The sequence below is a fragment of the Streptomyces sp. NPDC030799 genome (assembly GCF_055572255.1).
Genome location: NZ_JBVIDS010000019.1, coordinates 158,452 through 181,213, shown reverse-complemented (window position 1 = coordinate 181,213; position 22,762 = coordinate 158,452). Strand labels below are relative to the sequence as shown.

Below are 22,762 nucleotides of genomic sequence, written 5' to 3'. Positions count from 1 at the left end.
CCGGCCCTTAGCCAAAAAAGATCTGCGAATTTACCGTTTCCTGCTTATCGGTGGCCTTCGGCTAGGGTCTGGGTTGTGACTGTTCAACTCACCGAGACCCGCCCGGCAGCACCCCCAGCGCCGGCTCCGGCCCGGCGGCCCGTCACCCGTGTCGTGCTGGAGATCGTGAAATTCGGGATCGTCGGCGGCAGCGGCGTCCTGGTCAATTTCCTGGTCTTCAACCTGCTGCTGCACGGCCCGGCTTGGCCTGCGATGACCGCGACGGTCCTGGCCAGCTGTGTCGCGATGGCGACCAATTACCTGGGGTTCCGCTATTTCGCCTATCGGGACCGGTCTGCGCGCACCCGCAGCCAGATCCTGCTGTTCTTCGTCTTCAGCGGCCTCGGCGTCGGGATGGAAATCGGCCTGTTCTGGGTCGGTTACCAGGGTCTCGGCCTGCACGGCGTGGTCGGGTCGAATGTGGTGAAGGCCCTGTCGATCGCGCTCGCCTCCACCTTCCGTTTCCTGGTCTATCGCACGTGGGTGTTCCAGCAGGATGCACGCCGCACCGTCTGACACCGAGCCGTTGAGCCGCACCACGCCGCCGGCCGGCGCCGCGCGGACGGGCCGGATACTGCCGCATGCCGCCGCCGCGCTCGTCGTGGTGCTGCTGCTCCTGGTCATCGTCCGGCTGCCCTGGGCCGGCGACCTCGGCATGCACGCGGCCACTGTCCAGCGCCTGCGCCACAGCCTGCTGCATCCCGGCAACCCGCTGGTCGACGCGGACACGCCGAGCCCCTACTACTCGCCGTGGATGCTGGTCCTGGGCGTGATCGCCAAGCTGACCGGCCTGTCGGTGTTCGTGGTGCTGCGGATCGCCGCGCTCGCCGGGCTGACCCTGCTGGTCACCGGGGTCTGGCGGTACGTCCGTACCCTGAGCCCGCACCGTGCGGCCCCCGCCCTGGCCCTGCTCAGCCTGGTCTTCCTCTGGGGCCCGCTGCTGTTCAACTGGTCCGGCTTCCTGGGCCTGAACTCCCTGGCGCTGACGGTGTCGTACCCCAGCGTCTTCGCGCTCGGCCTCACGTTCCACTTCTGGGCCTGGCTCACGCGGGCGACGCGGGAGGAGGCCACATGGGGCAGGTGGCTGGGGCTCGGTGTGCTGTGGGCGCTGATTCTGCTGTGCCACCAGTTCACGGGCGTCGTGGCCTCGTTGGGCGCGTTGGCGACGGTGATCGCGGCCCGGCCGGCCCGGCCGGTGCTGCCGCGGCTTGCCGCCTCGTCGGCCCTGGGCATGCTCCTGCTGTGGCTGTGGCCGTACTACGACTTCTTCTCCCTGTTCTCCGCGGGTGCCGACCTGGAGGCCATCCACCGGCCGCTGTACGAGCACCTGGCCGCGCGGTTCGGTCTGGTCCTGCTCGGGGTGGCGGCGCTGGTGCTGCGCGTCCGGCGCGACCGCTGGGACCCGTTGGCGCTGTTCTTCGTCCTCGGCGCGCTGGTGTTCGCCGCGGGCGGGCTGACCGGCCACTACTCCTGGGGCCGCGCCCTGCCGGCCGCGCTGATCCCGGCACAGCTCGCGGCCGCGCTGGAGGCCGTGTCGCCGGGGCGGCGTGCCGTACGGGCGGGGTGGGCGTGTGTGCTGGGCGCCGCGCTGGCCGTGGGGGCGTGGACGCAGGCCGGGACGCTCGGCTATGTGACGGGGAAGAGTGCGCTGCCGTCGGTGGTCGCGGCGAAGTACCACACGCCGTGGGTGGGGTATCACTGGATCACGCCGTGGGTGAAGTACGGCGATGTGGTGATGGCTCGAAGGTTTCCCGCGCGGCAGATCCCCGCGTACGGGCCGTACACCGTGGCGCCGGGCTATCCGGATGTGTTCCTGCGGGACGCTGCGCGGCGGGAGGCGGCGGTGGAGCGGTACTTCGCCGCGGGGACGTCCGGCTCCGGCCGGGCCGGGATTCTGCGCGAGTACGACGTGAAGTGGGTCGTGGGGCCGGAGGGCATGACGGGACCCGGGTTGCGGAAGGTGACTGTGGGCCCGGAAGGCCAGGTCCTGTACCGAGTGGTGCGCTGAGCTGCAGGCGCCCCGCAGGGGCGGGGGGAACTGCGTGAGCAGCCCGCCCCGCGCCCGTCGCCGGGCATCCGCCTGCAGCGCAACGGCGCTTCGGACAGGCCCTCCTACCTCAGCACGCTCGCCACCAGCTTCGCCGCCCTGCGGACGCGCGGGCGGGCGATCTTGCGGATGACCGGGCGGATGACGCTCGCCGTCACACCGACGGGATGCCAGCGGATCTGGAGACGGCCGGGGTTGCGGCCCTCCGGTTCGACGGTGACCTGGTGCGGGGTCGCGCCGGAGTGGTAGTCGACGCGGGCCGTGGCCGTGGGGAAGTCGAGGGGGGCCAGGAGCAGGCCCGAGTGCGACAGGCCCTGCTGGTTCAGGACGACCAGGGGGTGACGGACGCCCTCGAAGCCCTGCAGGGGGATCGGTGCGGCGGCGAGGTCCAGGTGCACGGTGCCTTCGAACAGACCGGGCCGGACCGGGTCCAGCCGGAACGGCACGGCCATGCGGCGCCGGCCGGGCGACAGCACCAGGCGGGCGCGCTGGGGGCCGATGGGAAGGCGGAGGCCGGGGTCGTATGTGCGGATGGACAGGGTGAGCGTGGCTCCGGGGCCACGCGTCAGTTCCGTGATCTCGTGGCGGAACTGCGCGCTCGGGAACGGACGTGTGTCCAACTCCAGGTCGGACACGTCCAGTTCGCGGCGGGCGCGGTCGTCGGTGGGGACGCTGTCGCCCCAGTACGGCACTCCGGACGCGTCGGTCGTGATCTGCCGCGGTGCCACCCCGTGACTGAGGCCGCGCGCCGCGAGCTGGGCGTCGGCCGGACGCCCGTCCCGCAGCAGCTCCAGCACCACCCGCTCCGGGCGGGGCAGACGGGCGTACGCGCCGGGAGACAGCGTGTCCAGGTACGGGTTCATGATGTCCGCGAAGGCGGCCAGCCACTCCGCGTCCCGGTAGGGCAGGTCGCCCGCGTAGAGCCTGAAGTCGTGCTTGAGGAACTTGAAGTCCTTGGCCTCCCGCAGCCCGGCATGCCCGCTCTTCTCCAGGAAGTCGTCGATCATGCGGTGCACGCGGATACGGTCCTGGACGTTGGAGATCTTGTGCCGCTGGTTGGAGATCGTGGCCGACTCCGCCGCCGCGAACGGCTCGATGTGCCAGACGTACACCGGGTCCGGGATGATCGTGAACGCCTTCGCCAGGCAGAACGCCTGGATCGAGAACAGCTGGTCCTCGTAGTGGACGCCCTCCGGGAAGCGGAGGTTGTGGCGGTTCAGGAAGTCGCGCGTGTACATCCTGTTCGTCGACAGCGGCCAGAAGAGCAGCTCGGTGTCCGACGCGATGTCGTCCAGGGTGCGCCGCTCGGCGAACAGGTGCGGCATCCACGTCGTACGGCGGCCGGTGTCCACCCGGAGGCGCTGGCAGGCGCCCATGGCGAAGTCCACCTCGCGCTCGCGGTGCGCGGCGAGCAGCAACTCCACGGCGCGCGGCGGGAGTTCGTCGTCGCTGTCGAGGAACATCAGATACGGCGCCCGGGCGATCTCGATGGCCCGGTTGCGCGGGGCGCTGCAGCCGCCGCTGTTCTCCGGCAGGCGGAGATAGCGGATGCGGGAGTCCTGCGCCTCCAGTTGACGCGCCACCGTCGGTGTGTCGTCCGTGGAGTGGTCGTCGCTGATGATGATCTCGATGTTCGCGTGCGTCTGCGCGCGCAGGGACGCCACCGCCCGGGGCAGGCGCGCCGCGTCGTTGTAGACGATGACGGTGACCGTGACGTCGGGGGTCGTGGTCGTCGTGGTCGTCATGCCGAGGCCTCCTCGGGGGTCGGGGCGGGGGTGCGTTCCTCCAGCGGGATCACCGGGGGAAGTGACTCCTCCGGTTCGCCCAGGAACACCCGTCGTACGACCCGTTCGGCGGCGCGTCCGTCGTCGTACTCGCAGAACCGGCGCCGGAACGCGGTCCGCGCCTTGGCCGCGTTCTCGTCGCGCCAGGCGCCGGAGACGAAGATCTCCGTCAGCTCCTCCTGGGTACGGGCGACCTGGCCGGGATGGTCGGTCATCAGGTCGAAGTAGACGCCCCGGGTGGTGCGGTAGGTCTCCCAGTCGTCGGCGTAGACGATGATCGGACGGTCGAGGTTGGCGTAGTCGAACATGATCGACGAGTAGTCCGTGACCAGCGCGTCGGCGGCCAGGCACAGCTCCTCGACGGGGTCGTAGGAGGAGACGTCGATGATCCGGCCGGAGCGGCGCAGGCCGGTGAGCGGGGAGGCCGCGCCGCCGTAGAAGTAGTGGGCGCGGACCAGGAGCACGGTGTCGTCGCCGAGCCGGTCGGCGAGGGCCGCGAGGTCCAGGCGCGGGGTGAAGCCGGCCTCGTAGTCGCGGTGGGTGGGCGCGTACAGGACGGCCGTCTTGCCGCGCGGGATGCCGAGGCGTGCGCGGGCGGCACGGACATCGGCGGCCGTGGCCGAGTAGAAGACGTCATTGCGCGGGTAGCCGTGGTCCAGCGAGGTGTAGCGGGCCGGGTAGGCGCGCTCCCACATGCGTGTGGAGTGGCTGTTGGCGCTGACGCTGTAGTCCCACTTGTCGATGCGGCCCAGCAGGGCGTCGAAGTCCAGGCCCTTGGCGGCGGCCGGGTGTTCCATCTGGTCCAGGCCCATGCGCTTGAGCGGAGTGCCGTGGTGGGTCTGGAGGTGGATCGCGCCGGGGCGCTTGACCACCGCGTTGGGGAAGTTGACGTTGTTGACGAGGTACTTGGCGGTGGCCAGGGTCTCCCAGTAGCGGCGGGTGCCGGGGATCACATGGTCGGTGCCGGGCGGCAGCAGGGCCTCGTTGCCCTTCGCCACCACCCACACCGGGTGGATGTGCGGGGCGAGTTCGCGGAGTTTCGCGGCGATCGCGGCCGGGTTGCAGGCCACTCCGCGCTCCCAGTAGGCGGCGAACACGGCCAGGTCCGGGTCGAGGGGGCGGGTCAGGGCGCGGCGGTACTGCTGCTCCCGGAGCAGGGCGCCGACCTGCTTCTTACGGGTCCGTACGGCCTTCTTGGCGGCGCGGCGGGCGCGGTTGGCGGCCTGGAAGGCGCGGTACTTCGTGTACGCGCCCTCCTCCAGCAGCGCGTGCCGTACGCCCTCCACGCCCGCCGGGCGCTCGTGGTTCTCGGGGCGCCAGCGGACCGCGGCGAGGGAGGCGCGGCGGAAGAACTCCCGGGCCACGTCGTCGGGCAGGCTCTCACCGGCGAAGGTGCGCACGAGGTCGCGCATCATCAGGTCGTACAGCACCGTGCGGGCGGCGCGGCGGTCCTTGGTGAGCGCGAGCAGCGACTCGTAGCGCTCGATCAGCGCGAACCGGTCCTCGGGGGCGCGCGGCGGCAGGCTCTCGGGGCGCAGTTCGCGGTTCTCGTACGCCACCTGGTTCAGGCAGGCCACGCGGCCGGTGTGCAGCAGGGTCGCGTACGCCGCGTGCGGTTCGTCGTCGGTGGTGAACCGCTCCTCGTGCGCCTGCCAGAACTGCGCGCGCAGGGCGCGGTTGCCGAGCAGCGGGGCGAGGCGCAGCAGGTCGGCGGACTCGTCCAGGGGCAGGCCCGCACGGCCGACGGCGGCGAGCAGCCGCCCGTCTCGCGAGGGGGTGGCGGCGGTCTGCCAGGTGGTCGTGACGTGGTCGAAGAGGAGCACGTCCACGGGGGCGGCACCGTCGGTGCCGGTGGCGGCGTCCAGTTCGGCGGTGCGTTCGGCGATCAGCCGGGCGGCGCCGGCCGGCAGGCCGTCCTTGGCGTGCACGAAGTGCAGCCAGCGGCCGGTGGCGCGGGCGGCGCCGGCGGCCCGGGCCGCCGCGTCACCGGTGCCGTCGGGCAGCGGTACGACGATCGTGTCGGGGGCGTGGCCCTCGGCCGTCTCCCGCGCCCAGTCGCCGACCGCGGCGACGATGACCTCGGCGTCGGGGAGCGGGTGGGCCTCCAGGGAGCCAAGCAGCTCTGTCAGATGCCCCTGTGCGTTCGGTCCGTAGACGATGACGCTGAGTTGGGGCATCGCAGTGGACTCCTTCTGCTCGTTCAGCTCGGGGCACCCTTCATAACATACTGTCACTAAGCGGATGAAAGGGATGACCGCGCTCGGGGTGAGAGACGCTCAGGAGGGAAGAGGAGGTTCCGCGACTCCTGGTTTCCCTCCCTGTCACTTTTACGCCGCTTTCGTGGCGCCGGCCTTCTTGTCGCTCTTGTCGCCGGTGAAGGTCTCGTACTCCTTCATGACCTCCTCCGTCGGCCCGTCCATGCGCAGCTCGCCGCGCTCCAGCCACAGGACCCGCTCGCAGGTGTCGCGGATCGACTTGTTGTTGTGGCTGACCAGGAAGACCGTGCCCGCCTTCTCGCGCAGTTCGCGGATCCGCTCCTCGGAGCGCATCTGGAACTTGCGGTCGCCGGTGGCCAGGGCCTCGTCGATCAGCAGGACGTCGTGGTCCTTGGCGGCGGCGATGGAGAAGCGTAGCCGGGCGGCCATGCCGGAGGAGTACGTGCGCATCGGCAGGGTGATGAAGTCGCCCTTCTCGTTGATCCCGGAGAACTCCACGATGTCCTGGTAGCGCTCCTTGACCTGTTCCCGCGACATACCCATGGCGAGACCGCCGAGGTGGACGTTGCGCTCGCCGGTGAGGTCGTTCATCAGGGCCGCGTTGACGCCGAGCAGGGAGGGCTGGCCGTGGGTGTAGATGTGGCCGTTCTCCACGGGGAGCAGGCCGGCGACCGCCTTGAGGAGCGTCGACTTGCCGGAGCCGTTGGTGCCGATGAGGCCGATCGCCTCGCCCTTGTAGGCGATGAACGACACCTTCTTCACCGCGTGCACCCGGCGCACGCCCGCCGCCTTCTCGGCCTGCTTGCGGCGCAGGATGCGGTTGAGGGCGGCGGTGGCGCTGCCGCGGCCGGCGCCGGTGCCGTGGACCCGGTAGACGATGTCGACGTTCTCGGCGATGACGGTGGGGATCTTCGCTTCGGTCTGCTCAGCCACGGCCGTACCTCTCCTCAGCCTTCCAGAAGTAGATGAAACCGCCGATGCCGGCGAGCAGCGCCCAGCCGGTGGCCGCGGCCCACACGTGCGGGGGCAGCTGGTGGGCGTGGAAGCTGTCGATCAGCGCGAACCGCATGAGGTCGATGTAGACCGCGGCCGGATTGGTCTCCAGCAGGACCGTGACGATGTGCGGCAGGTGGTCCTTCTTGGTGAGCTTGTCGATGCTCCACATCACGCCGGACACGTACATCCAGGTGCGCAGGATGAAGGGCATCAGCTGGGCGATGTCCGGGGTCTTGGCGCCCATCCGCGCCATGATCAGCGACACGCCGGTGTTGAACACGAACTGCAGGACTAGGACCGGGATCGCCAGCACCCAGGAGGCGGCGACCGGGACGCCGAAGCAGAGCAGGATGACGATCAGCGCGGCCATCGAGAACAGCAGCTGCTGCAGCTGCTGGAGGCAGAAGGAGATCGGCAGCGCGGCGCGCGGGAAGTGCAGGGCACGGACCAGGCCGAGGTTGCCGGAGATCGCGCGGGTGCCGGCCATGATCGAGCTCTGTGTGAACGTCCAGATGAACACGCCCGTGACCAGGAAGGGGACGTAGTCCGGGACATGCTGCTTGGTGCCGAGCAGGACGCCGAAGATGAAGTAGTAGACCGCCGCGTTCAGCAGCGGGGTCATGACCTGCCAGACCTGGCCGAGCTTCGCCTGGCTGTACTGCGCGGTGAGTTTGGCGGTGGCGAAGGCGGTGATGAAGTGGCGGCGGGCCCACAGCTGCCGGACGTACTCCGGCAGGGAGGGGCGGGCGCCACTGACCGACAGGCCGTGCCGGGCGGCCAGCGCCGCGAGGTCGTCGTCGGCCGGGGCCTGGGTGGGGGGCGGTGTGTCGAGGACCTGGCTCACATCCGCTGCTTTCGCTCGGGGGAGGGGGTGGCGCGTCCGGCCGCCGGCCGGGGCGCGTCGGGTCGGTCCGTCGTCCGGCGCTTCCTCCGCTGCGCCTTCCTTACGCTTCTCTTCACGTTCTCTTACGTCGGAACGGGACCGTATCGTCGCAACGTGAGCGTAGAACCAATCGACGTCGGAACGCAACCGTATCGTCGTAACGGCCTATGCTGTGCGTCATGACGACGAACGCCGACGAGCCGCCGACGCGTACGCGCCGCCGGACCCCCGCGGGGGCCGCCGTACTCCGGGAGGACGTGACCGAGGCCATCCGCGCGGCGGTCTTCGAGGAGCTGGCGGCGGTCGGATACGCGCGCATGTCCATCGAGGGCATCGCGCGGCGGGCGGGCGTCGGCAAGACGGCGGTGTACCGGCGCTGGCGTTCGAAGCTGCACCTCGTGCTGGACGTGGTGTCGGCGATGGCGGTCCTCGGCCTGCCCGTCCCCGACACGGGTTCCCTGGAGGGCGACCTCCGCCTCCTTTACGAGGTCACCTCCCGCGCCCTGCGCCACCCCGTCGCCTCGCAGATCATCCCCGACCTGCAGGCGGAGGCGGCCCGCAATCCCGACATCGCCGACGCCTTCCAGAAGGCCCTGCGGGACGGTCAGGAGGGCGTGGCCAGCAGGATCATGGCCGCGGCGGAGGAGCGGGGCGAGGTACGGGCGGGGCTCGACCCCGACCTCGCGCTCGATCTGATCTCCGGCCCCCTGTACTGGCGCGCGGTGGTCATCCGCTCCCCGAAGCTCCCCAAGGGCTACCTGGAAAACCTGGCCCGGGCCGCGGCGGGGGCACTGAAGGCGCTGTGAGGGCCGGGTGCGCTGCCCGCCCCAGGTCGCTGCGGCAACGTTCACCGGCGCAGACTACGACCGCGCCGCCTCCGGGTGGTGGTGTACCCAGCCCTCCCAGGCCGAGGTGATCATGTCCTGGACGTCGTACTTGGCCTGCCAGCCCAGCTCGGTGGCGATGCGGGTGGCGGAGGCGACGACGCGGGCGGGGTCGCCGGGGCGGCGTGCGGTGACGGTCGGCGGGTGGTCGTAGCCGGTGACCGCGTTGATGCGGTCGATCATCTCGCGGACGGACACGCCCTCGCCGCGCCCGATGTTGAGGGTCAGGTCCGTGCCGGGGGAGGAGGCCAGGGCGCGGGCGACGGTGACGTGGGCCTCGGCCAGGTCGACCACGTGGATGTAGTCCCGGACGCAGGTGCCGTCGGCGGTCGGGTAGTCGTCGCCGAAGATGCGCGGGGCCGCCCCCTCGGTGAGCTTCTCGAAGACCATGGGGATCAGGTTGAACACGCCGGTGTCGGCGAGTTCGGGGCCGGCCGCGCCCGCCACGTTGAAGTAGCGCAGGGAGGCGGTCGACATGCCGGACGCCCTGCCCGCGGCGCGGACCAGCCACTCGCCGGCCAGCTTCGTCTCGCCGTAGGGGGACATCGGCCGGCACGGGGTCTCCTCCGTCACCACGTCGACGTCCGGCATGCCGTAGACGGCGGCCGAGGAGGAGAAGACGAAGGACGGGATCTCCGCCGCCGTCACCGCCTCCAGGAGGACCCGCAGGCCCTCGACGTTCTCGTGGTAGTAGTGCAGCGGGCGCTCCACGGACTCGCCCACCTGCTTCTTCGCCGCCAGATGCACGACCCCGCTGATCTCGTGCTCGGCGAGCGTGCGGGCCAGCCGGTCCGCGTCCAGGGTGGAGCCCCGCACCAGGGGGACGTGTGCCGGTACGCGTTCGGCGACGCCCGAGGACAGGTCGTCGTAGACGACCGCGCGCTCGCCCGCCTCGGTCATCGCCCGTACGACGTGAGCCCCGATGTATCCGGCACCGCCGGTGATCAGCCAGGTCATGGCGGCTGTCTCCTCGTCAGTCGGCCCGCTGCGCCGCGTGGTGCGGCGCCGGGCATCTCTCGGTCGGGCAGCGGGCGCGTCGGTGACGCGCCGGGCGGCTCAGCGCAGCAGGCGCCGGAGCCGGCCGCGCAGCACCTGGACGACCCCGCGCACGCCGGTCGCCACACGCACGGCCAGCGCGCCGGAGTGCGTGGCGTACGGCTGCACCAGGAGCACGCCGTACCGGGCACTCGGGACGGCGCGCCGGCGCAGCCGGCCGGCGCCCGTCAGGGCGTGCGCCGTGACCTCCCGTTGCGTGCCGTCCGCGAAGCGCACGGTCAGCTGCAGGTCCCAGGTGCCCGCGCCGAGCGCGGCCAGGTCGACCGGCAGCTTCGCCGACCAGCCGTCCGTGCCCGAGGGCGCGAGCGGCACCGTCGTGCGCCCCCGCGTCCGCTCGTCGTCGCGCGAGACCCACTCCACATCCACCTCCCGCGGGCTGCCCTCGGCCACTCTGCCGTACATCTCGTGCAGCCGCAGGCGCAGCAGCGAGGCACGCGCGCGTGGCTCCAGTGCCGCGTCGACGGCGAGCGGGAGGGCGGCGACCGGGCCGGTCAGGTACGGCGCGAGGGTGACCTGGGGAAGGTCGGCGGACCAGACGGGGACGCCGTCGGGGGTGCGGGCGTACGGCGGCAGGAGGCGTGCCGGGCGGGCGGCCAGTTCGCGCAGCCGGGGCAGGTCGCGCGGCTCGGGCGACTCCAGGACGACCCGCGCGAGCACCCGGCCGGCCGCCGTCGGGTTCAACTCCCAGTCGGGGGCTTCGTAGTGCGCGAGGTACTCCCGGGTGTGCGCCCACCATGCGCGCTGGTAGTGCACGTCGCGCAATCCCAGCTCGCGCGCGTACATGCGCACCTCGTGGTCGAGGAACTTGGCCCGCACCGCCCGCGCCAGCTCCTTCTGCCCGGAGCTCAGCAGGATGTCGTACGCCTGCGCGCACGCCTCCACGCGCGCCTGCCAGTTGCCGATGTGCTCCCGGTCCAGCGAGAGCGACAGCCGCTCGGCACTGCGGCGCACGTGCCACACGTACACACGGTCCGGTACGAGCGCGATGCGCGGGCCGGCGGCCAGCACCCGTGCGGTGAAGACGATGTCCTCGTAGAGGAAGCGGCCCTCCGGGAAGCGGATGCCGTGCTCACGCAGGAAGTCGGTGCGGTACAGCTTGTTGACGCACAGCGTGTCGTGGACCAGACGCGGCCGCTGGGAGGGGTGCGGCAGGGTGGTGTGCGCCGTGTAGAGGGGCGCCTGCCAGGGTTGTTCGCGCCCCGAAGGCAGCTCCCGGCGCACGCACAGACCGCTCGCGACCTCGGCGTGCGCCCCCGTGGCCGCCGCCAGCAGCGCGTCCACCGCACCGGACGGCAGCACGTCGTCGCTGTCCAGGAACATCACGTACGGCGTGGTCACCGCGTCGATGCCGGTGTTGCGCGGGGTGCCGCAGCCGCCGCTGTTCTCGCGCAGGCGCACCACCCGCAACCGGGGCTCGTCGGCGGCCAGCCGGTCGAGCAGCTCGGCGCTGCCGTCCGTCGAGCGGTCGTCCACGGCGACGACCTCGGCGACCGCCGGCCCCTGGGCGAGTGCCGAGCGCACGGCGTCGGCGACATGCGCACGGTCGTTGTAGCCGATGACGACGACACCGACCCGCGGCACGGGCGCGGGCTCGGCGGTGTCCGGCCTGACGGGCGGATCTGGCCGGTCGGGTCTGTCGGGCTGGTCAGGTCGCATGGAATCCACAGGCCGAAGCGTAGAAATGGAGGGTAATAGTCCGTTAAGAGCTGCTTAGCAGTCGTTCCGGAAGACGGTCGGAATCGGGTCGGGGTTGCGTCGTTCGCAGGTTCTTTCCGTCCGCTCCCGCGGCCCGCCACAACCGGAGGAAGGACAGCACGGCGGCGGCCGCCAGGACCCCGTTGCGGATCAGCATCAGCAGACAGCCGGTCCAGGTGCCGCCGATCACCTCGCGGTAGTACATCGGGTACACCACGGTGCTCAGCGCGGTCGCTGCCAGGACCAGCGCCGCGACCGGCCGTTGGCCGGTGTGCCGCGAGGTCAGGCAGACGGCGGCTAGACCGAGCAGCCAGACCATGTACTGCGGACTGATCACCCGGCTGGTGACCGTGAACAGCAGCACCGCGCTCAACGCCGCGTCGTACGGCGTGGCCTCGGTCCAGCGCCGCGCCCGCACCCGCCACAGCACCAGCAGCGCGAAGGCGACCGCCGTCAGCGCGAGCGAGGCGGTGGCCACGGCGTCCACGTACGGGCCGGCCAGTTCGACGGCGCCGTACCGGTAGCGCGTGCGGCCCCGCCAGCCGGCGTGCCGCGCGAGATTCAGCGCCGTACCGCCGAGCGACTCGATCTGCACCCCGCGCCCGCCCTGCTGCCGCACAAAGGACAGCGGGTGGTCGAAGAACACGGCGAGGACACCGAGCGAGCCGGCCCCGGCGGCAACCGCCCACCCCCACGCCCCGCGCGTCACCCGCCCCCGCGGCGTGCCCAGCAGCACCAGTGCCGGCCACACCTTCACGAGCGCGCCCAGCGCCCCCAGTACCCCGCCCGCACGCGGGGAGCGGGCCAGCGCCAGCAGGGAGAGCACCGCCAGTCCGGTGACCTGGACGTCGTACCGGGCGAGCGGGACGTGCAGCAGCAGCGGCAGCCCGCCCGTCCACACGAACGCGCCGAGCAGACTGCGTCCGGCAGCCGCGCCCGCGCGGGTCAGCGCCGCCGTGACCAGCGCGTCCACGGCCAGTGTGAGCGCCACGAACGCCTGAAAGTACGTCAGCCGCGGCAGCAGGCCCGGCGCCAGCAGGACCACGCCCGCGCCCGGCGGGTACTGCCACAGCGTGTCGTGTGCCGGGAAGGAGCCGTGCGCCAGTACGCCGTACCAGCTGAAGTACAACCGCCATACCTCACGTGCCACCGACCCCCCGCCGAGCAGCGGGGCGTTGTCGTGGGCGAGCAGCCACAGCATCAGGGCGCGCGTGGTGAGCCAGAGGGCGGTGACGGAGAGGACCGGGCCGGGGGTGACACGGGGACGGTTCATCACATGGGAGCCTAAGCCGCACGGATGGTGTATCCGTGCTGATACGCCGTCATGACCGCTGAATGGTTGGTTAATCGCACAAGATCGGGCCGTGGTGAACCTCGGGCTTCCTGTGAGACCGCAGTCGCGCAAGACGGCTGCAACGACAGCCGTCGCGGCGGCCGGTGGGGCGGGGCACGCGTCGCGGGGGCACCCGGCGCGGATCCACCGCCGCGTCGCCGTCTGCCTGCCCGCGCTGGTGATGCTCGGCACCGGGCTCTGGGGGCTCGACCGGGGCGGGATGTGGCGGGACGAGGCCGTCAGCTTCCAGGTGGGGCGGCGTACGGTGCCGCAGATCTGGCAGCTGCTGCACGACGTGGACGCCGTGCACGGTCTGTACTACCTCCTCATGCACGCCGTCCTCGCCGTGCACCCGGGCGAGGTCGTGCTGCGGCTGCCGTCGGTGTGCGCCGCGGCGCTGACGGCCGCGCTGGTGGCGGCGCTCGGCACCCGGCTGGCCCGGCCGCGCGTCGGACTGTGGGCGGGGCTGCTCTACGCCGTCGCGCCGATGGCCGGCCACTATGCGCAGGAGGGCCGCTCGTACGCCCTGGTGGCCGCCGGGGCCACCGGCGCGACGCTGCTGCTCGTGCGCGCGCTGCAGGGGGGCTCCTGGTGGGGGTACGGCGCCGTCCTGGGCGTCACCTGCTGGCTGCACGAGTTCGCGGTGCTGGTGTTGTGCGCCCACGCCGGGTCGCTGGCGCTGGCCCGGGTGGGGATGCGGGCCTGGCGGGGCTGGGGGTGCGCGGCGGGCGGTGTGGTGCTGTCGCTGCTGCCGATGGCGGTGGTGTCCTGGGGGCAGGCGGCGCAGGTGGCGTGGTTGCGGAGGCCGACGGCGTCTTCGGCGGAGGAGCTGTTGCGGGGGTTTCTGGGGCCTGCCGCCGGGGTGTACGCGGTGTGTCTGGCCCTTGCCTTACTGGGGCTGTCGGGACTCTCGGGGCCCGCGGGGCGACGGGGGCAATTCACCCTTCCGGGGGTGGCGTTGCCGTTGACCGTGGTTCCTCCGATGGTGTTGATGTCGGCTTCTCAGATTTCGCCGCTGTATGTCGATCGGTATGTGCTGTACGCGTTGAGCGGGGCGCCGTTGCTGGTGGCCGGCGGAGCCGAGTGGGTGGCCGGGGCTGTGGGGCGGCTGTCCGCCGGGGGTCCGAAAAGGCACTCCTCGGTGCGGTCCCCTGTCGTCACCCTCGCCGGTGTTCTCGCGATCTGCCTCGCCTTCCTGCTTCAGCTCCCCCTCCTCCGCGAGGACCGGGATCCCCGTACCCGGGCCGACGACCTCGGGGCCGCTTCCCGCGTGGTGGCGCGGGAGGCGAGGCCGGGGGACGCGGTGGTGTTCGTGCCGGGGAGCGCGCGGAACGCGGCCCTCGGCTATCCGCGGGCGTTCCGTGGAGTGCGGGATGTGGCACTGGCGGAGGGGGCGGCCGAGTCGGGGACCCTGTACGGACGGGAGGCCGGGGCCCGCGAGGTGCGGGACAGGCTGGCGCGGCTGGACCGGGTGTGGGTCGTCGCGGACCCGGACCTGCTCGCCGGGCGGTGGAGCCCCCGCAGTCCCGCCGAGCGGACCAAACTCGCCGTGCTGCGCAGGGAGTTCGCCGTGCGGGAGGAGATCCTCCGGGGCGGGACCGCCGTACGGCTGTACGTCCGCAAGCCGCTGTCCGCCCCGGCCGGCGCGTCTAGGGGGTGTCGTGTGGATCATCCCGGCGTCGCGGGGTCCGGCACGCACATCTGCCGCGTTGTCGTCACTCGCCGACGCTCCGCGTCGACTCCCTCCTCCGCCTTGCAGCTGCCCACACCAGACCCCGCTCGGGTCGGTCGGCACCGCTCGTCACGGCCGGCCTGATCCGAACGACACCCCCTAGCGCTCCTCCGCCAGTGCTGCCGCGTCCAGCGCGGTGGTGAGCCGGTCGAGGCGTTCGCGCAGTTCGGCGATCTCCGCCAGGTCGAAGCCGGTCGCGCCCATGATCCGGCGCGGCACCTCCAGGGCCCGCTCGCGCAGTGCCGCGCCCTCCTCGGTGAGCCGCACCCGGACCGAGCGCTCGTCCTGCGCGCTGCGCTCCCGGCGCACCAGGCCGGCCCCCTCCAGCCGCTTGACCAGCGGGGACAGTGTGCCGGAGTCGAGCCGCAGATGTTCGCCGAGCGCCTTGACGGGCAGGTCGCCCCGCTCCCACAGGACGAGCATCACGAGGTACTGCGGATAGGTCAGCCCGAGGTCCCTGAGGATCACGCGGTAGACGCCGTTGAAGGCGCGGGACGCCGCGTGCAGCGAGAAACAGATCTGGCGGTCCAGGCGCAGCCACTCCGTGTCGGTCATGAGTCCAGAGTAGCTCTTGCGGTCCATTTAGTTGTACACAACTTAATTGTGTGCTCTACTTATGGTCGTCAGGCGGTCAGGACAGGGGCCGCCGGAACCCCGACTTCGTAAGGGATGGTCTTCATGGACGCGCTCTACACCGCCGTCGCCACCGCCACCCACGGCCGTGACGGTCGCGCCGTGTCCTCCGACGGCAGGATCGACCTCCAGCTGGCCCCGCCGGTGGAGCTGGGCGGCAACGGCCAGGGCACCAACCCGGAGCAGCTCTTCGCCGCCGGTTACGCCGCCTGCTTCGGCAGCGCCCTCGGCCTCGTCGGCCGGCAGGCGAAGGTGGACGTCAGCGACGCGGCGGTGACCGCCGAGGTCGGCATCGGCAAGCAGGGCGAGGGCTTCGGGCTGAAGGTGACGCTGCGCATCGAGCTGCCCGAGACCGTGGACGAGGAGACCGGCCGCAAGCTGGTCGAGACCGCCCACCAGGTCTGCCCGTACTCCAACGCCACCCGCGGCAACGTCGACGTCGACCTCGTCATCGAGTAATCCCGCAGGTCAGGCGTGACGAGGGTGCCGGGCAGGGGCCGGCACCCTCGCACCCGTGCGGCTACGCCGAGGTCAGCGTGTCCCGGCCGGCCGCCTGGCCCGGGATCCGTACCGTGCCCTCGCCGGTCATCGGCTCGCCCAGCAGCAGCGTCCGTACGACACGCTCGGCGGCCCGGCCGTCGTCGAACTCGCAGAACCGGGCCCGGAAGTCCGCCCGCAGCCGCGCCGACTCCTCGTCCCGCCAGGACCCCGAGGCGAACAGCCAGGCCAGCTCCCGGTAGGAGCGCGAGACATGGCCCGGCGGCTCGGCGGTGATGTCGAGACAGGCGCCCCGGCTCGCCGTGTAGGCGGACCAGTCGTCGGCGTGCACCACGATCGGCCGGTCCAGGTTGGCGTAGTCGAACATGATCGACGAGTAGTCCGTGACCAGGACGTCCGCCGCGAGCAGGACGTCCTGCACCCGCGGCTCCCCGGTCGCGTCGACCACGACCCCGCGCCGGGCCAGCTCCGCGAGGCCCATCCCGCGCGCGGGACCGCCCGCCAGGGACGGATGCAGCCGGACCACGAGGGTGCGCCCCTCGCCCAGGTCGGCCGCGAACCGGGCCAGGTCGAACCGGTCCACGTGGCCGCTGCGGCGGTAGTCCCGGCGGGTCGGCGCGTACAGCACCACCGTGTGGTCCGCCGGGATGCCGTGCCGCTCGCGGAAGCCGCCACAGTCACCGAAGCCGCCCTGCACCAGCACGTCGTTGCGCGGGCTGCCGGTGCGCAGCGAGGTGAAGTGGCAGGGGTAGGCACGCTCCCAGACCAGCTCGGAGTGCCGGTTGGCGACCAGGCTGTAGTCCCAGCGGTCGGCCCGGCGCAGCATCTGCGGCACGTCGAAACCGAGCCGCGCGCCCGGCTTGTCCCGCAGGTCGGCGCCCATGTACTTCAGCGGGGTGCCCTGATGGGTGTGGATGTGCACGCTGCCGGGCCGCTTGGCCAGGGTGCCGGGCCAGTTGACGTCGTTGACGAAGAATGCCGCCCGCGCGGTGACCTCCAGATAGCGCCGGGAGCCCAGGATCACGTGCTCGACGCCGGACGGCAGCCGTGCGGCGGTCTCCGCGTCCTTCACCACCCACACCCCGCGCAGCTGCGGGGCGATCCGGCGGGCCGCGGCGTACACGGCGGCCGGGTCGCCGAGCATGCCCCGGTGCGAGGACGCCGAGTAGACGACCAGGTGCGGGTCCAGCGGGCGGTGCATGTGCAGGGACGCCCAGCCGGAGCGGGCCCGCGCGGTGGCCGAGCCGCGCACCAGGTCCGCGCGCCGTGCCGCCTCCCGCCCGGCCCGCGCCGCCTGCCGCCTGATCCGGTACGCCGTCCAGGAGCCCTCCAGCAGGCGGACCTCACCGTCGGCCTGGGCGCCCTCGGGCCTGTGGTCGCGGAACATCCGCGCCGTACGCCGGAAGAACTCGGCCTTGTCGGCGGGCGGCAGCCGGTCCGGCTTGGCCAGGATGTCCAGGCAGTGCTCGCCCATCTTGCGGTGCAGATAGGGCCGCCAGTGCGCCAGCTGGGGCCGCTGCTCGACGAACGCGAAGACCCGCTCGTACTGGTCGTGGATGTCGAAGTGCTTGCGGCTGGTCGTGGACAGGATGCTGCCCTGCCGGCGCTGCCGGTAGTTCACGCAGATCCGGTCCAGCGTGGCGATCCGCCGGGCGCTGAGCATGGCCGGGAAGGTCCAGGGGGTGTCCTCGTAGTAGCCGGGCGGGAACCGGAAGCCCTCCGACTCCACGAACCGGCGCCGGTAGACCTTGTTCCACACCACCATCAGCAGATCCAGGATCTGCGGGAACTCGTCGGCGGTGAAGGTGTCCGGGCCGGCCTCGCCGAGGACGTGGGCGAGGACGTTGCGCCGGGTGCCGCCCCACCAGTAGGTGCGCGCGTAGTCGAAGACCAGCACGTCCGGGTCGCGGGCCTCGGCCAGCCGGTCGGTGATGGCCTGCAGCGCGCCCGGGGTGAGGGTGTCGTCGCTGTCCAGGAAGAACAGGTAGTCGCCGGTGGCGTGCGGCATCCCGGCGTTGCGGGCCCGTCCGAGGCCCACGTTCTCCGGCAGGTGCAGCACCTTCACGCGCGGGTCGCGCTCGGCGTACTCGTCGAGGATCGCACCGCAGCCGTCCGGGGAGCGGTCGTCCACGGCGATCAGCTCGAAGTCGTTGAAGGACTGCAGCAGCACCGAGTCCAGGCACTCGCGCAGAAACCCCTGCACCTTGAAACAGGGCACGATCAGACTGAAGCGGGGCACGGCGGGTCAGCTCCTCACGAGGGTCGCGGCGGCGGGGGCGGGGACGCGCTCCGCGAGCGGGATCACGGGCGGGATCGCCTCCGGCGGCTCGCCGAGCAGCACCCGCCGTACGACACGCTCGGCGGCCCGTCCGTCGTCGAAGTCGCAGAACCGCTCCCGGAACGCGGCCCGCAGCGCCCTGGCCTCCCCGCCCCCGTACGAGCCGTCACGGAAGACCGCGGCCAGCTCCTGCAGGGTGCGCACGACGGGGCCGGGCGGTTCGGCCATCAGGTCGAAGTAGACGCCCCGCGTCTCCCGGTAGACGTCCCAGTCGTCGGCGTACACGACGATCGGCCGGTCCAGGTTGGCGTAGTCGAACATGATCGACGAGTAGTCGGTGACCAGCGCGTCCGCCGCCAGGCACACGTCCTCCGAGGAACGGTGCCCGGTGACGTCGATGACGCGGCTGATCCGGCCGGAACTCGTCATGGACCGCCGGTCGTAGAAGTAGTGGGCGCGCAGGAGCACGACGACGTCCTCGCCGGCCGCTTCGCAGAACGCCTCCAGATCCAGCCCGGGCTCGAAGCCGGTGTGGTGGTCACGGTGGGTCGGTGCGTACAGCACGGCGGTCTTGCCCTCCGGGACCCCCAGCCGCCGCCTGATCCGCGCCACGTCCTCGGCGGTCGCCGTGTAGTACACGTCGTTGCGCGGATAGCCGTACTCCAGATGCTCGTAGGAGCCGGGGAAGGCGCGCTCCCACATCTGTGTCGAGTGGCGGTTGGCGGAGAGGTTGAAGTCCCAGCGGTCCACGCGGCCCAGCAGCCGGGTGTAGCTGCCCGACTGGGCGGCCACCACCGGGTACGTCGACTGGTCCACGCCCATCGTCTTCAGCGGGGTGCCGTGCTGGGTCTGCAGATGCACGCTGCCGGGCCGCTTGACGATCCCCTCGGCGAAGTTGGCGTTGTTGATCAGGTACGTCGCGCGGGCCAGCACCTCCCAGTAGCGCCGCGAGCCGATCACCGCGTAGTCCACGTCCTTCGGCATGGCGTGCGCCTGGTCGGCCTCGACCAGGAACACCGAGCGGATGTGCGGGGCGAGTTCGCGGGCCTTGGCGTGGATCGCGGCCGGGTTGCAGGCATAACCCCGGCCCCAGTAGGCGCAGTACACGGCCAGTTGCGGGTCCAGCGGGCGGCGCAGGTCGCGGGCGTAGCGCAGCCGGGTGCGCAGCATGTGCGGACGCGGCAGCCGCTCGGCGGCCCCGGAGACCACCCGGTTGGCGCCGCGCAGACCGCGGAACGCACCGTACGCGCCCGTGGCCAGCAGCCGGTGCTGCACGCCCAGGCTGCCGCCCGGCGGCCGGAAGCCGGCCGGCCGGTGGCGCCGGTAGAGGCGGCCCGCGCGGCGGAAGAACGCCCGGTGCCCGGACGGCAGCCGCTCGGGCCGGGACGCGGTCTTCAGCACGGGCAGGAACAGCTGCTCGAACAGCGGCCGGATCCGCTCGGCGGGCAGGGCGGCCTCGGCGGCCCGGGTCAGCACCAGGTCCACCTGGTCGAGCAGGGCGTGCTGGTGCGGCCCGGGCAGATTGAGCCGGCTGCCCTGCCGGCGCAGCCGGTGCCGTACGACGACCCGGCGCAGCACCGCGATCCGCTCGGCGGCGAGCGTGACCAGGCCGGCCCAGCCCAGGTCGGTGAAGTGGCCGTCGGGAAAGGCGAGCCGGTGCTCGGTCAGGAAGGCGCGGCAGTAGACCGCGCTCCACGCCGGCAGCTGCACACCGGTCAGCTGCGGCAGGTCGGCGGGGGCGAAGGCGTCCTGCGGAGCCCCCGCGAGCAGCGGCGCGGCCGGGTTGGCCGGCTCCCCCTCCCACCAGGGGACGCGCTCGTGCTCGGCGTAGAGCACATCCACGCCGGCGGTCTCGGTCAGCCGGGCGTCCAGCGCCGCGAGGGCGCCCGGCAGCAGCAGGTCGTCGCCGTCGAGGAACAGCACATACGCGCCGGTCGCCGCCCGCATCCCGGCATTGCGCGCCCCGCTCAGACCGGCGGACGGCGGCGAGTCGACCGGGGTCACCCGGGAGTCCCGCTGCGCGTGTCCGGCGGCCACCGCGGCGGCCGGGGAGTCGGGGGCGTCGCAGACCGGGATCAGTTGCAGATCGCCGAAGGACTGGCCGAGAACCGAGTCCAGCGCCTGGGACAGCCGGGCGGCGACCCCATGGGACGGGACGATGATGCTGAAGCGGGGCATTCTGTACTTTCTGTTGTCTTGCGGACACGTGTCCCGCGGACGACGCCGGACGCGCGACCGGGCCGCCCCGCCGGACGCCAGGTGGACGGCCGGCTCGGGGCGGGCCGCGTCGAGCCGAGGTGCAGGGGAACTCCCGCAGGGACCAACGGTGTTCAGCGCCTCTCGGTGACGGGGAGGGGACCGGAAGGTTGCGCCACGGTGGCCAGCGGAGAATGCGCGCAGGCCGACGGCACCGGGCGGCGCTCCGCGAGCGGCACCACCGGCGGCCGGTCCGTCTCGCCCAGCACCACATGCCGTACGACCCGCTCGGCGGCGCGTCCGTCGTCGTACGGGCAGAACCGCTCCCGGAACGCCGCCCGCAGCTCGGCCGAGCGCGAGCCGCGCCAGTGGCCGGTCGCGAAGATGTCGATCAGCTCGTCCTCGCTGCGCGCGACCGCGCCCGGCGGGAAGGCGCGCAGGTCGAAGTAGGTGCCGCGGGCCGCCTGGTACGCCTCCCAGTCACCGGTGTGCACCACGATCGGCCGGTCCAGGCCGGCGTAGTCGAACATGATCGACGAGTAGTCGGTGAGCAGCGCGTCCGAGGCCAGGCAGAGCGACTCCACGCTCGGGTGGTCGCCGACGTCGATGATCCGGGTGCCCGTGCCGAGCGGACCGCCGCGGGTGGGGTGGGGGCGGGCCAGGATCACGAAGCGCGGGCCGAGGCGGCGCGCGATCCGCTCCAGGTCCAGCAGCGGGCGCTGGGTGCGCCGGTGGTCGCGGAAGGTCGGCGCGTACAGGATCGCGACCGCGCCCTCCGGGATGCCCAGCGACTCGCGCAGCCGGGCCACGTCGGCCGAGGTCGCCCGCAGAAGGGCGTCGTTGCGTGGGGCGCCGTACTCCAGCGTGGTGTAGCGGCCCGGGAAGGCCCGCTCCCAGACCAGCGTCGAGTGCCGGTTGCCGGACAGGACCACGTCCCACTGGTCGACGCCGCGCAGCAGCTCGGCGAAGTCGGTGCCGCGGGCCGCAGCCGGGTGCTCCTGCAGGTCCAGGCCCATGTGCTTGAGCGGTGTCCCCTGCCGGGTCTGGATCACCACCTGCCCGCGCCGTTTGCGCAGCCGCCGGTCCAGGACGTCATCGGTGACCAGGTACCGGGAGCGGGCCAGCGCCGTCCAGTAGGCGGCCGTGCCCGGCCGCAGCCGGCGCGGCCCCGGCGGGACCGTGTGCTGGTGCTCGGGGCGGCTGATCCATGCGGTGCGGATGTGCGGGGCGTGGGTGCGGAACGCCTCCTCCAGGGCGCCCGGGTCGCCGCCGTGGCCGCGGCCCGCGCCGGAGGCGAACACCGCCCGGTCGGCGCGGACGGGCAGCCGCAGCTGGATCCGGTAGTGCAGCCGCAGCGCGCCGGTGCGCACGGCGCGGGCCAGCTTCACCGCCGCCTTCAGTGTGCGACGGCACCCGGCCGAGGACAGCTGCAGCGCCCGGAACGTGCGGTGCAGGCCGAAGCGGACCAGGATGTTCCGGCGTCGCATCCGGGTGCCGGGGACGCCGTGGCGGCGGTAGTGGGCGCGGGCCCGGCGCAGGAACTCACCGTGGCTGCCGCGCGGCAGCCGGCCCCGCTTGGTGAACACCGTCGCGTAGTGGTCGATCATGCGGCGGAACAACTCCGGCCGCCACCGGGCGAGTTCGGGCCGCCCCTCGATGTAGGCGAACACCCGGTCGTACTGCTCGAACAGATCGAAGTGCTTGCGGCTGGTGGTGCCGAGGATGCTGCCCTGCCGGCGCTGCCGGTAGTGCACGCACACCCGGTCGAGCGTGGCGATCGACTCCGCCGTCATCAGCACCGGGAAGGTCCAGGGGGTGTCCTCGTAGTAGCCCGGCGGGAAGGCGAAGCCGTTGTCCTCGACGAACTCCCGCCGGTAGGCCTTGTTCCAGGCCACCATCAGCACCCTGATCAGCCCCGGCCGGTCCTCCAGGCGGAACGGCGCCGGGCCCTGCTCGGTGAGCTGGGCGGTGAGCTGGTTGCGCACCGTCCGGCCGTCCCAGTACGTGCGCGCGTAGTCGTACACCAGGACGTCCGGCTCGCCCGACTCCTTGATCCGGTCGGCGATCGCGCGCAGTGCGTCCGGGGTCAGTGTGTCGTCGCTGTCCAGGAAGACCAGGTAGTCGCCGCTCGCCTCGGCCATCCCCGCGTTCCGGGCCCGCCCGAGCCCCTGGTTCTCGGCCAGGTGCACGGGCCGCACGCGCGCGTCGCGGGCCGCGTACTCGTCGATGATCGCCCCGCAGGCGTCCGGGGAGCAGTCGTCCACGGCGATCAGTTCCAGATCGGGGTACGACTGCGAGAGCACCGAGTCCAGGCACTCGGAGAGATACGCCTGGACCTTGTACGCGGGGACAATGACACTGAACCTGGGCAAGGGACATCCAAGGGTCGTCGGTCGGCGCGAGGGTTCTGACCGGAAACGGCCGATGGAGTGAATTGGTTACGGTTCGTACGGCATGTGGGGGACATACGGTGAACGCCAAGGGGCGGGCCG

Annotated in this window: 16 protein-coding genes; 5 read left to right on the top strand and 11 right to left on the bottom strand. The window is 72.2% G+C overall.

The window, feature by feature from the left end; genetic code table 11:
* Positions 1–75: 75 nt before the first annotated feature.
* Both ACZ41I_RS37975 and ACZ41I_RS37970 read left to right on the top strand, forming a co-directional pair.
* Positions 76–555: a GtrA family protein gene (locus tag ACZ41I_RS37975; protein WP_363213849.1), complete on the top strand. Its 480-nt coding sequence runs from the start codon at positions 76–78 to the stop codon at positions 553–555.
* A complete protein-coding gene (locus ACZ41I_RS37970; RefSeq protein WP_468516290.1) occupies positions 536–2,047 on the top strand; it encodes a hypothetical protein in 1,512 nt (503 codons plus the stop codon). Before ACZ41I_RS37975 ends, ACZ41I_RS37970 begins: the two co-directional genes overlap by 20 nt.
* A 104-nt stretch (positions 2,048–2,151) precedes the next feature.
* Here the strand turns inward: ACZ41I_RS37970 and ACZ41I_RS37965 are convergent, their stop codons facing one another.
* The 4 genes from ACZ41I_RS37965 to ACZ41I_RS37950 all read right to left on the bottom strand — a co-directional run bounded on the left by ACZ41I_RS37965 (position 2,152) and on the right by ACZ41I_RS37950 (position 7,926).
* Positions 2,152–3,831, bottom strand: a complete 1,680-nt coding sequence (locus ACZ41I_RS37965) for a glycosyltransferase family 2 protein (RefSeq protein WP_468319861.1) — start codon at positions 3,829–3,831, stop codon at positions 2,152–2,154.
* Positions 3,828–6,047, bottom strand: coding sequence for a CDP-glycerol glycerophosphotransferase family protein (locus tag ACZ41I_RS37960; protein WP_363213851.1), 2,220 nt, complete (start codon positions 6,045–6,047; stop codon positions 3,828–3,830). The genes ACZ41I_RS37965 and ACZ41I_RS37960 overlap by 4 nt, the downstream gene beginning before the upstream one ends.
* Before the next feature lie 150 nt (positions 6,048–6,197).
* Positions 6,198–7,019: an ABC transporter ATP-binding protein gene (locus ACZ41I_RS37955; protein ID WP_363213852.1), complete on the bottom strand. Its 822-nt coding sequence runs from the start codon at positions 7,017–7,019 to the stop codon at positions 6,198–6,200.
* Positions 7,012–7,926: an ABC transporter permease gene (locus tag ACZ41I_RS37950; protein ID WP_363213853.1), complete on the bottom strand. Its 915-nt coding sequence runs from the start codon at positions 7,924–7,926 to the stop codon at positions 7,012–7,014. The genes ACZ41I_RS37955 and ACZ41I_RS37950 overlap by 8 nt, the downstream gene beginning before the upstream one ends.
* Before the next feature lie 218 nt (positions 7,927–8,144).
* On the opposite strand from ACZ41I_RS37950, the gene ACZ41I_RS37945 reads away from it, so the two are divergent.
* Positions 8,145–8,771, top strand: coding sequence for a TetR/AcrR family transcriptional regulator (locus ACZ41I_RS37945; RefSeq protein ID WP_363213854.1), 627 nt, complete (start codon positions 8,145–8,147; stop codon positions 8,769–8,771).
* A 54-nt stretch (positions 8,772–8,825) separates the two neighbouring features.
* Here ACZ41I_RS37945 and galE read toward each other — a convergent pair whose 3' ends face one another.
* The 3 genes from galE to ACZ41I_RS37930 form a co-directional block, all read right to left on the bottom strand.
* Positions 8,826–9,806 carry a UDP-glucose 4-epimerase GalE gene (galE, locus tag ACZ41I_RS37940; RefSeq protein ID WP_399768498.1) on the bottom strand — a complete coding sequence of 327 codons (981 nt, stop codon included), beginning with the start codon at positions 9,804–9,806 and terminating at the stop codon, positions 8,826–8,828.
* Between the two features lie 99 nt (positions 9,807–9,905).
* Complete coding sequence (locus tag ACZ41I_RS37935; protein ID WP_468516289.1) at positions 9,906–11,561, bottom strand: glycosyltransferase; 1,656 nt, start codon at positions 11,559–11,561, stop codon at positions 9,906–9,908.
* Between the two features lie 43 nt (positions 11,562–11,604).
* Complete coding sequence (locus ACZ41I_RS37930; protein ID WP_468516288.1) at positions 11,605–12,873, bottom strand: glycosyltransferase 87 family protein; 1,269 nt, start codon at positions 12,871–12,873, stop codon at positions 11,605–11,607.
* 241 nt (positions 12,874–13,114) lie between these two features.
* On the opposite strand from ACZ41I_RS37930, the gene ACZ41I_RS37925 reads away from it, so the two are divergent.
* Positions 13,115–14,749 carry a glycosyltransferase family 39 protein gene (locus ACZ41I_RS37925; RefSeq protein WP_468516301.1) on the top strand — a complete coding sequence of 545 codons (1,635 nt, stop codon included), beginning with the start codon at positions 13,115–13,117 and terminating at the stop codon, positions 14,747–14,749.
* A 15-nt stretch (positions 14,750–14,764) separates the two neighbouring features.
* Here the strand turns inward: ACZ41I_RS37925 and ACZ41I_RS37920 are convergent, their stop codons facing one another.
* Positions 14,765–15,220 carry a MarR family winged helix-turn-helix transcriptional regulator gene (locus ACZ41I_RS37920; protein WP_468516287.1) on the bottom strand — a complete coding sequence of 152 codons (456 nt, stop codon included), beginning with the start codon at positions 15,218–15,220 and terminating at the stop codon, positions 14,765–14,767.
* A 123-nt stretch (positions 15,221–15,343) separates the two neighbouring features.
* Here ACZ41I_RS37920 and ACZ41I_RS37915 point away from each other — a divergent pair, with 123 nt between their 5' ends.
* A complete protein-coding gene (locus ACZ41I_RS37915; protein WP_363213860.1) occupies positions 15,344–15,757 on the top strand; it encodes an organic hydroperoxide resistance protein in 414 nt (137 codons plus the stop codon).
* Positions 15,758–15,818: 61 nt separating this feature from the next.
* Here the strand turns inward: ACZ41I_RS37915 and ACZ41I_RS37910 are convergent, their stop codons facing one another.
* The 3 genes from ACZ41I_RS37910 to ACZ41I_RS37900 all read right to left on the bottom strand — a co-directional run bounded on the left by ACZ41I_RS37910 (position 15,819) and on the right by ACZ41I_RS37900 (position 22,642).
* Positions 15,819–18,035: a bifunctional glycosyltransferase/CDP-glycerol:glycerophosphate glycerophosphotransferase gene (locus tag ACZ41I_RS37910; protein ID WP_468319856.1), complete on the bottom strand. Its 2,217-nt coding sequence runs from the start codon at positions 18,033–18,035 to the stop codon at positions 15,819–15,821.
* Positions 18,036–18,041: 6 nt separating this feature from the next.
* Positions 18,042–20,252 carry a bifunctional glycosyltransferase/CDP-glycerol:glycerophosphate glycerophosphotransferase gene (locus ACZ41I_RS37905; protein ID WP_468516286.1) on the bottom strand — a complete coding sequence of 737 codons (2,211 nt, stop codon included), beginning with the start codon at positions 20,250–20,252 and terminating at the stop codon, positions 18,042–18,044.
* Positions 20,253–20,404: 152 nt separating this feature from the next.
* Positions 20,405–22,642: a bifunctional glycosyltransferase/CDP-glycerol:glycerophosphate glycerophosphotransferase gene (locus tag ACZ41I_RS37900; RefSeq protein WP_468516285.1), complete on the bottom strand. Its 2,238-nt coding sequence runs from the start codon at positions 22,640–22,642 to the stop codon at positions 20,405–20,407.
* Positions 22,643–22,762: the final 120 nt, after the last annotated feature.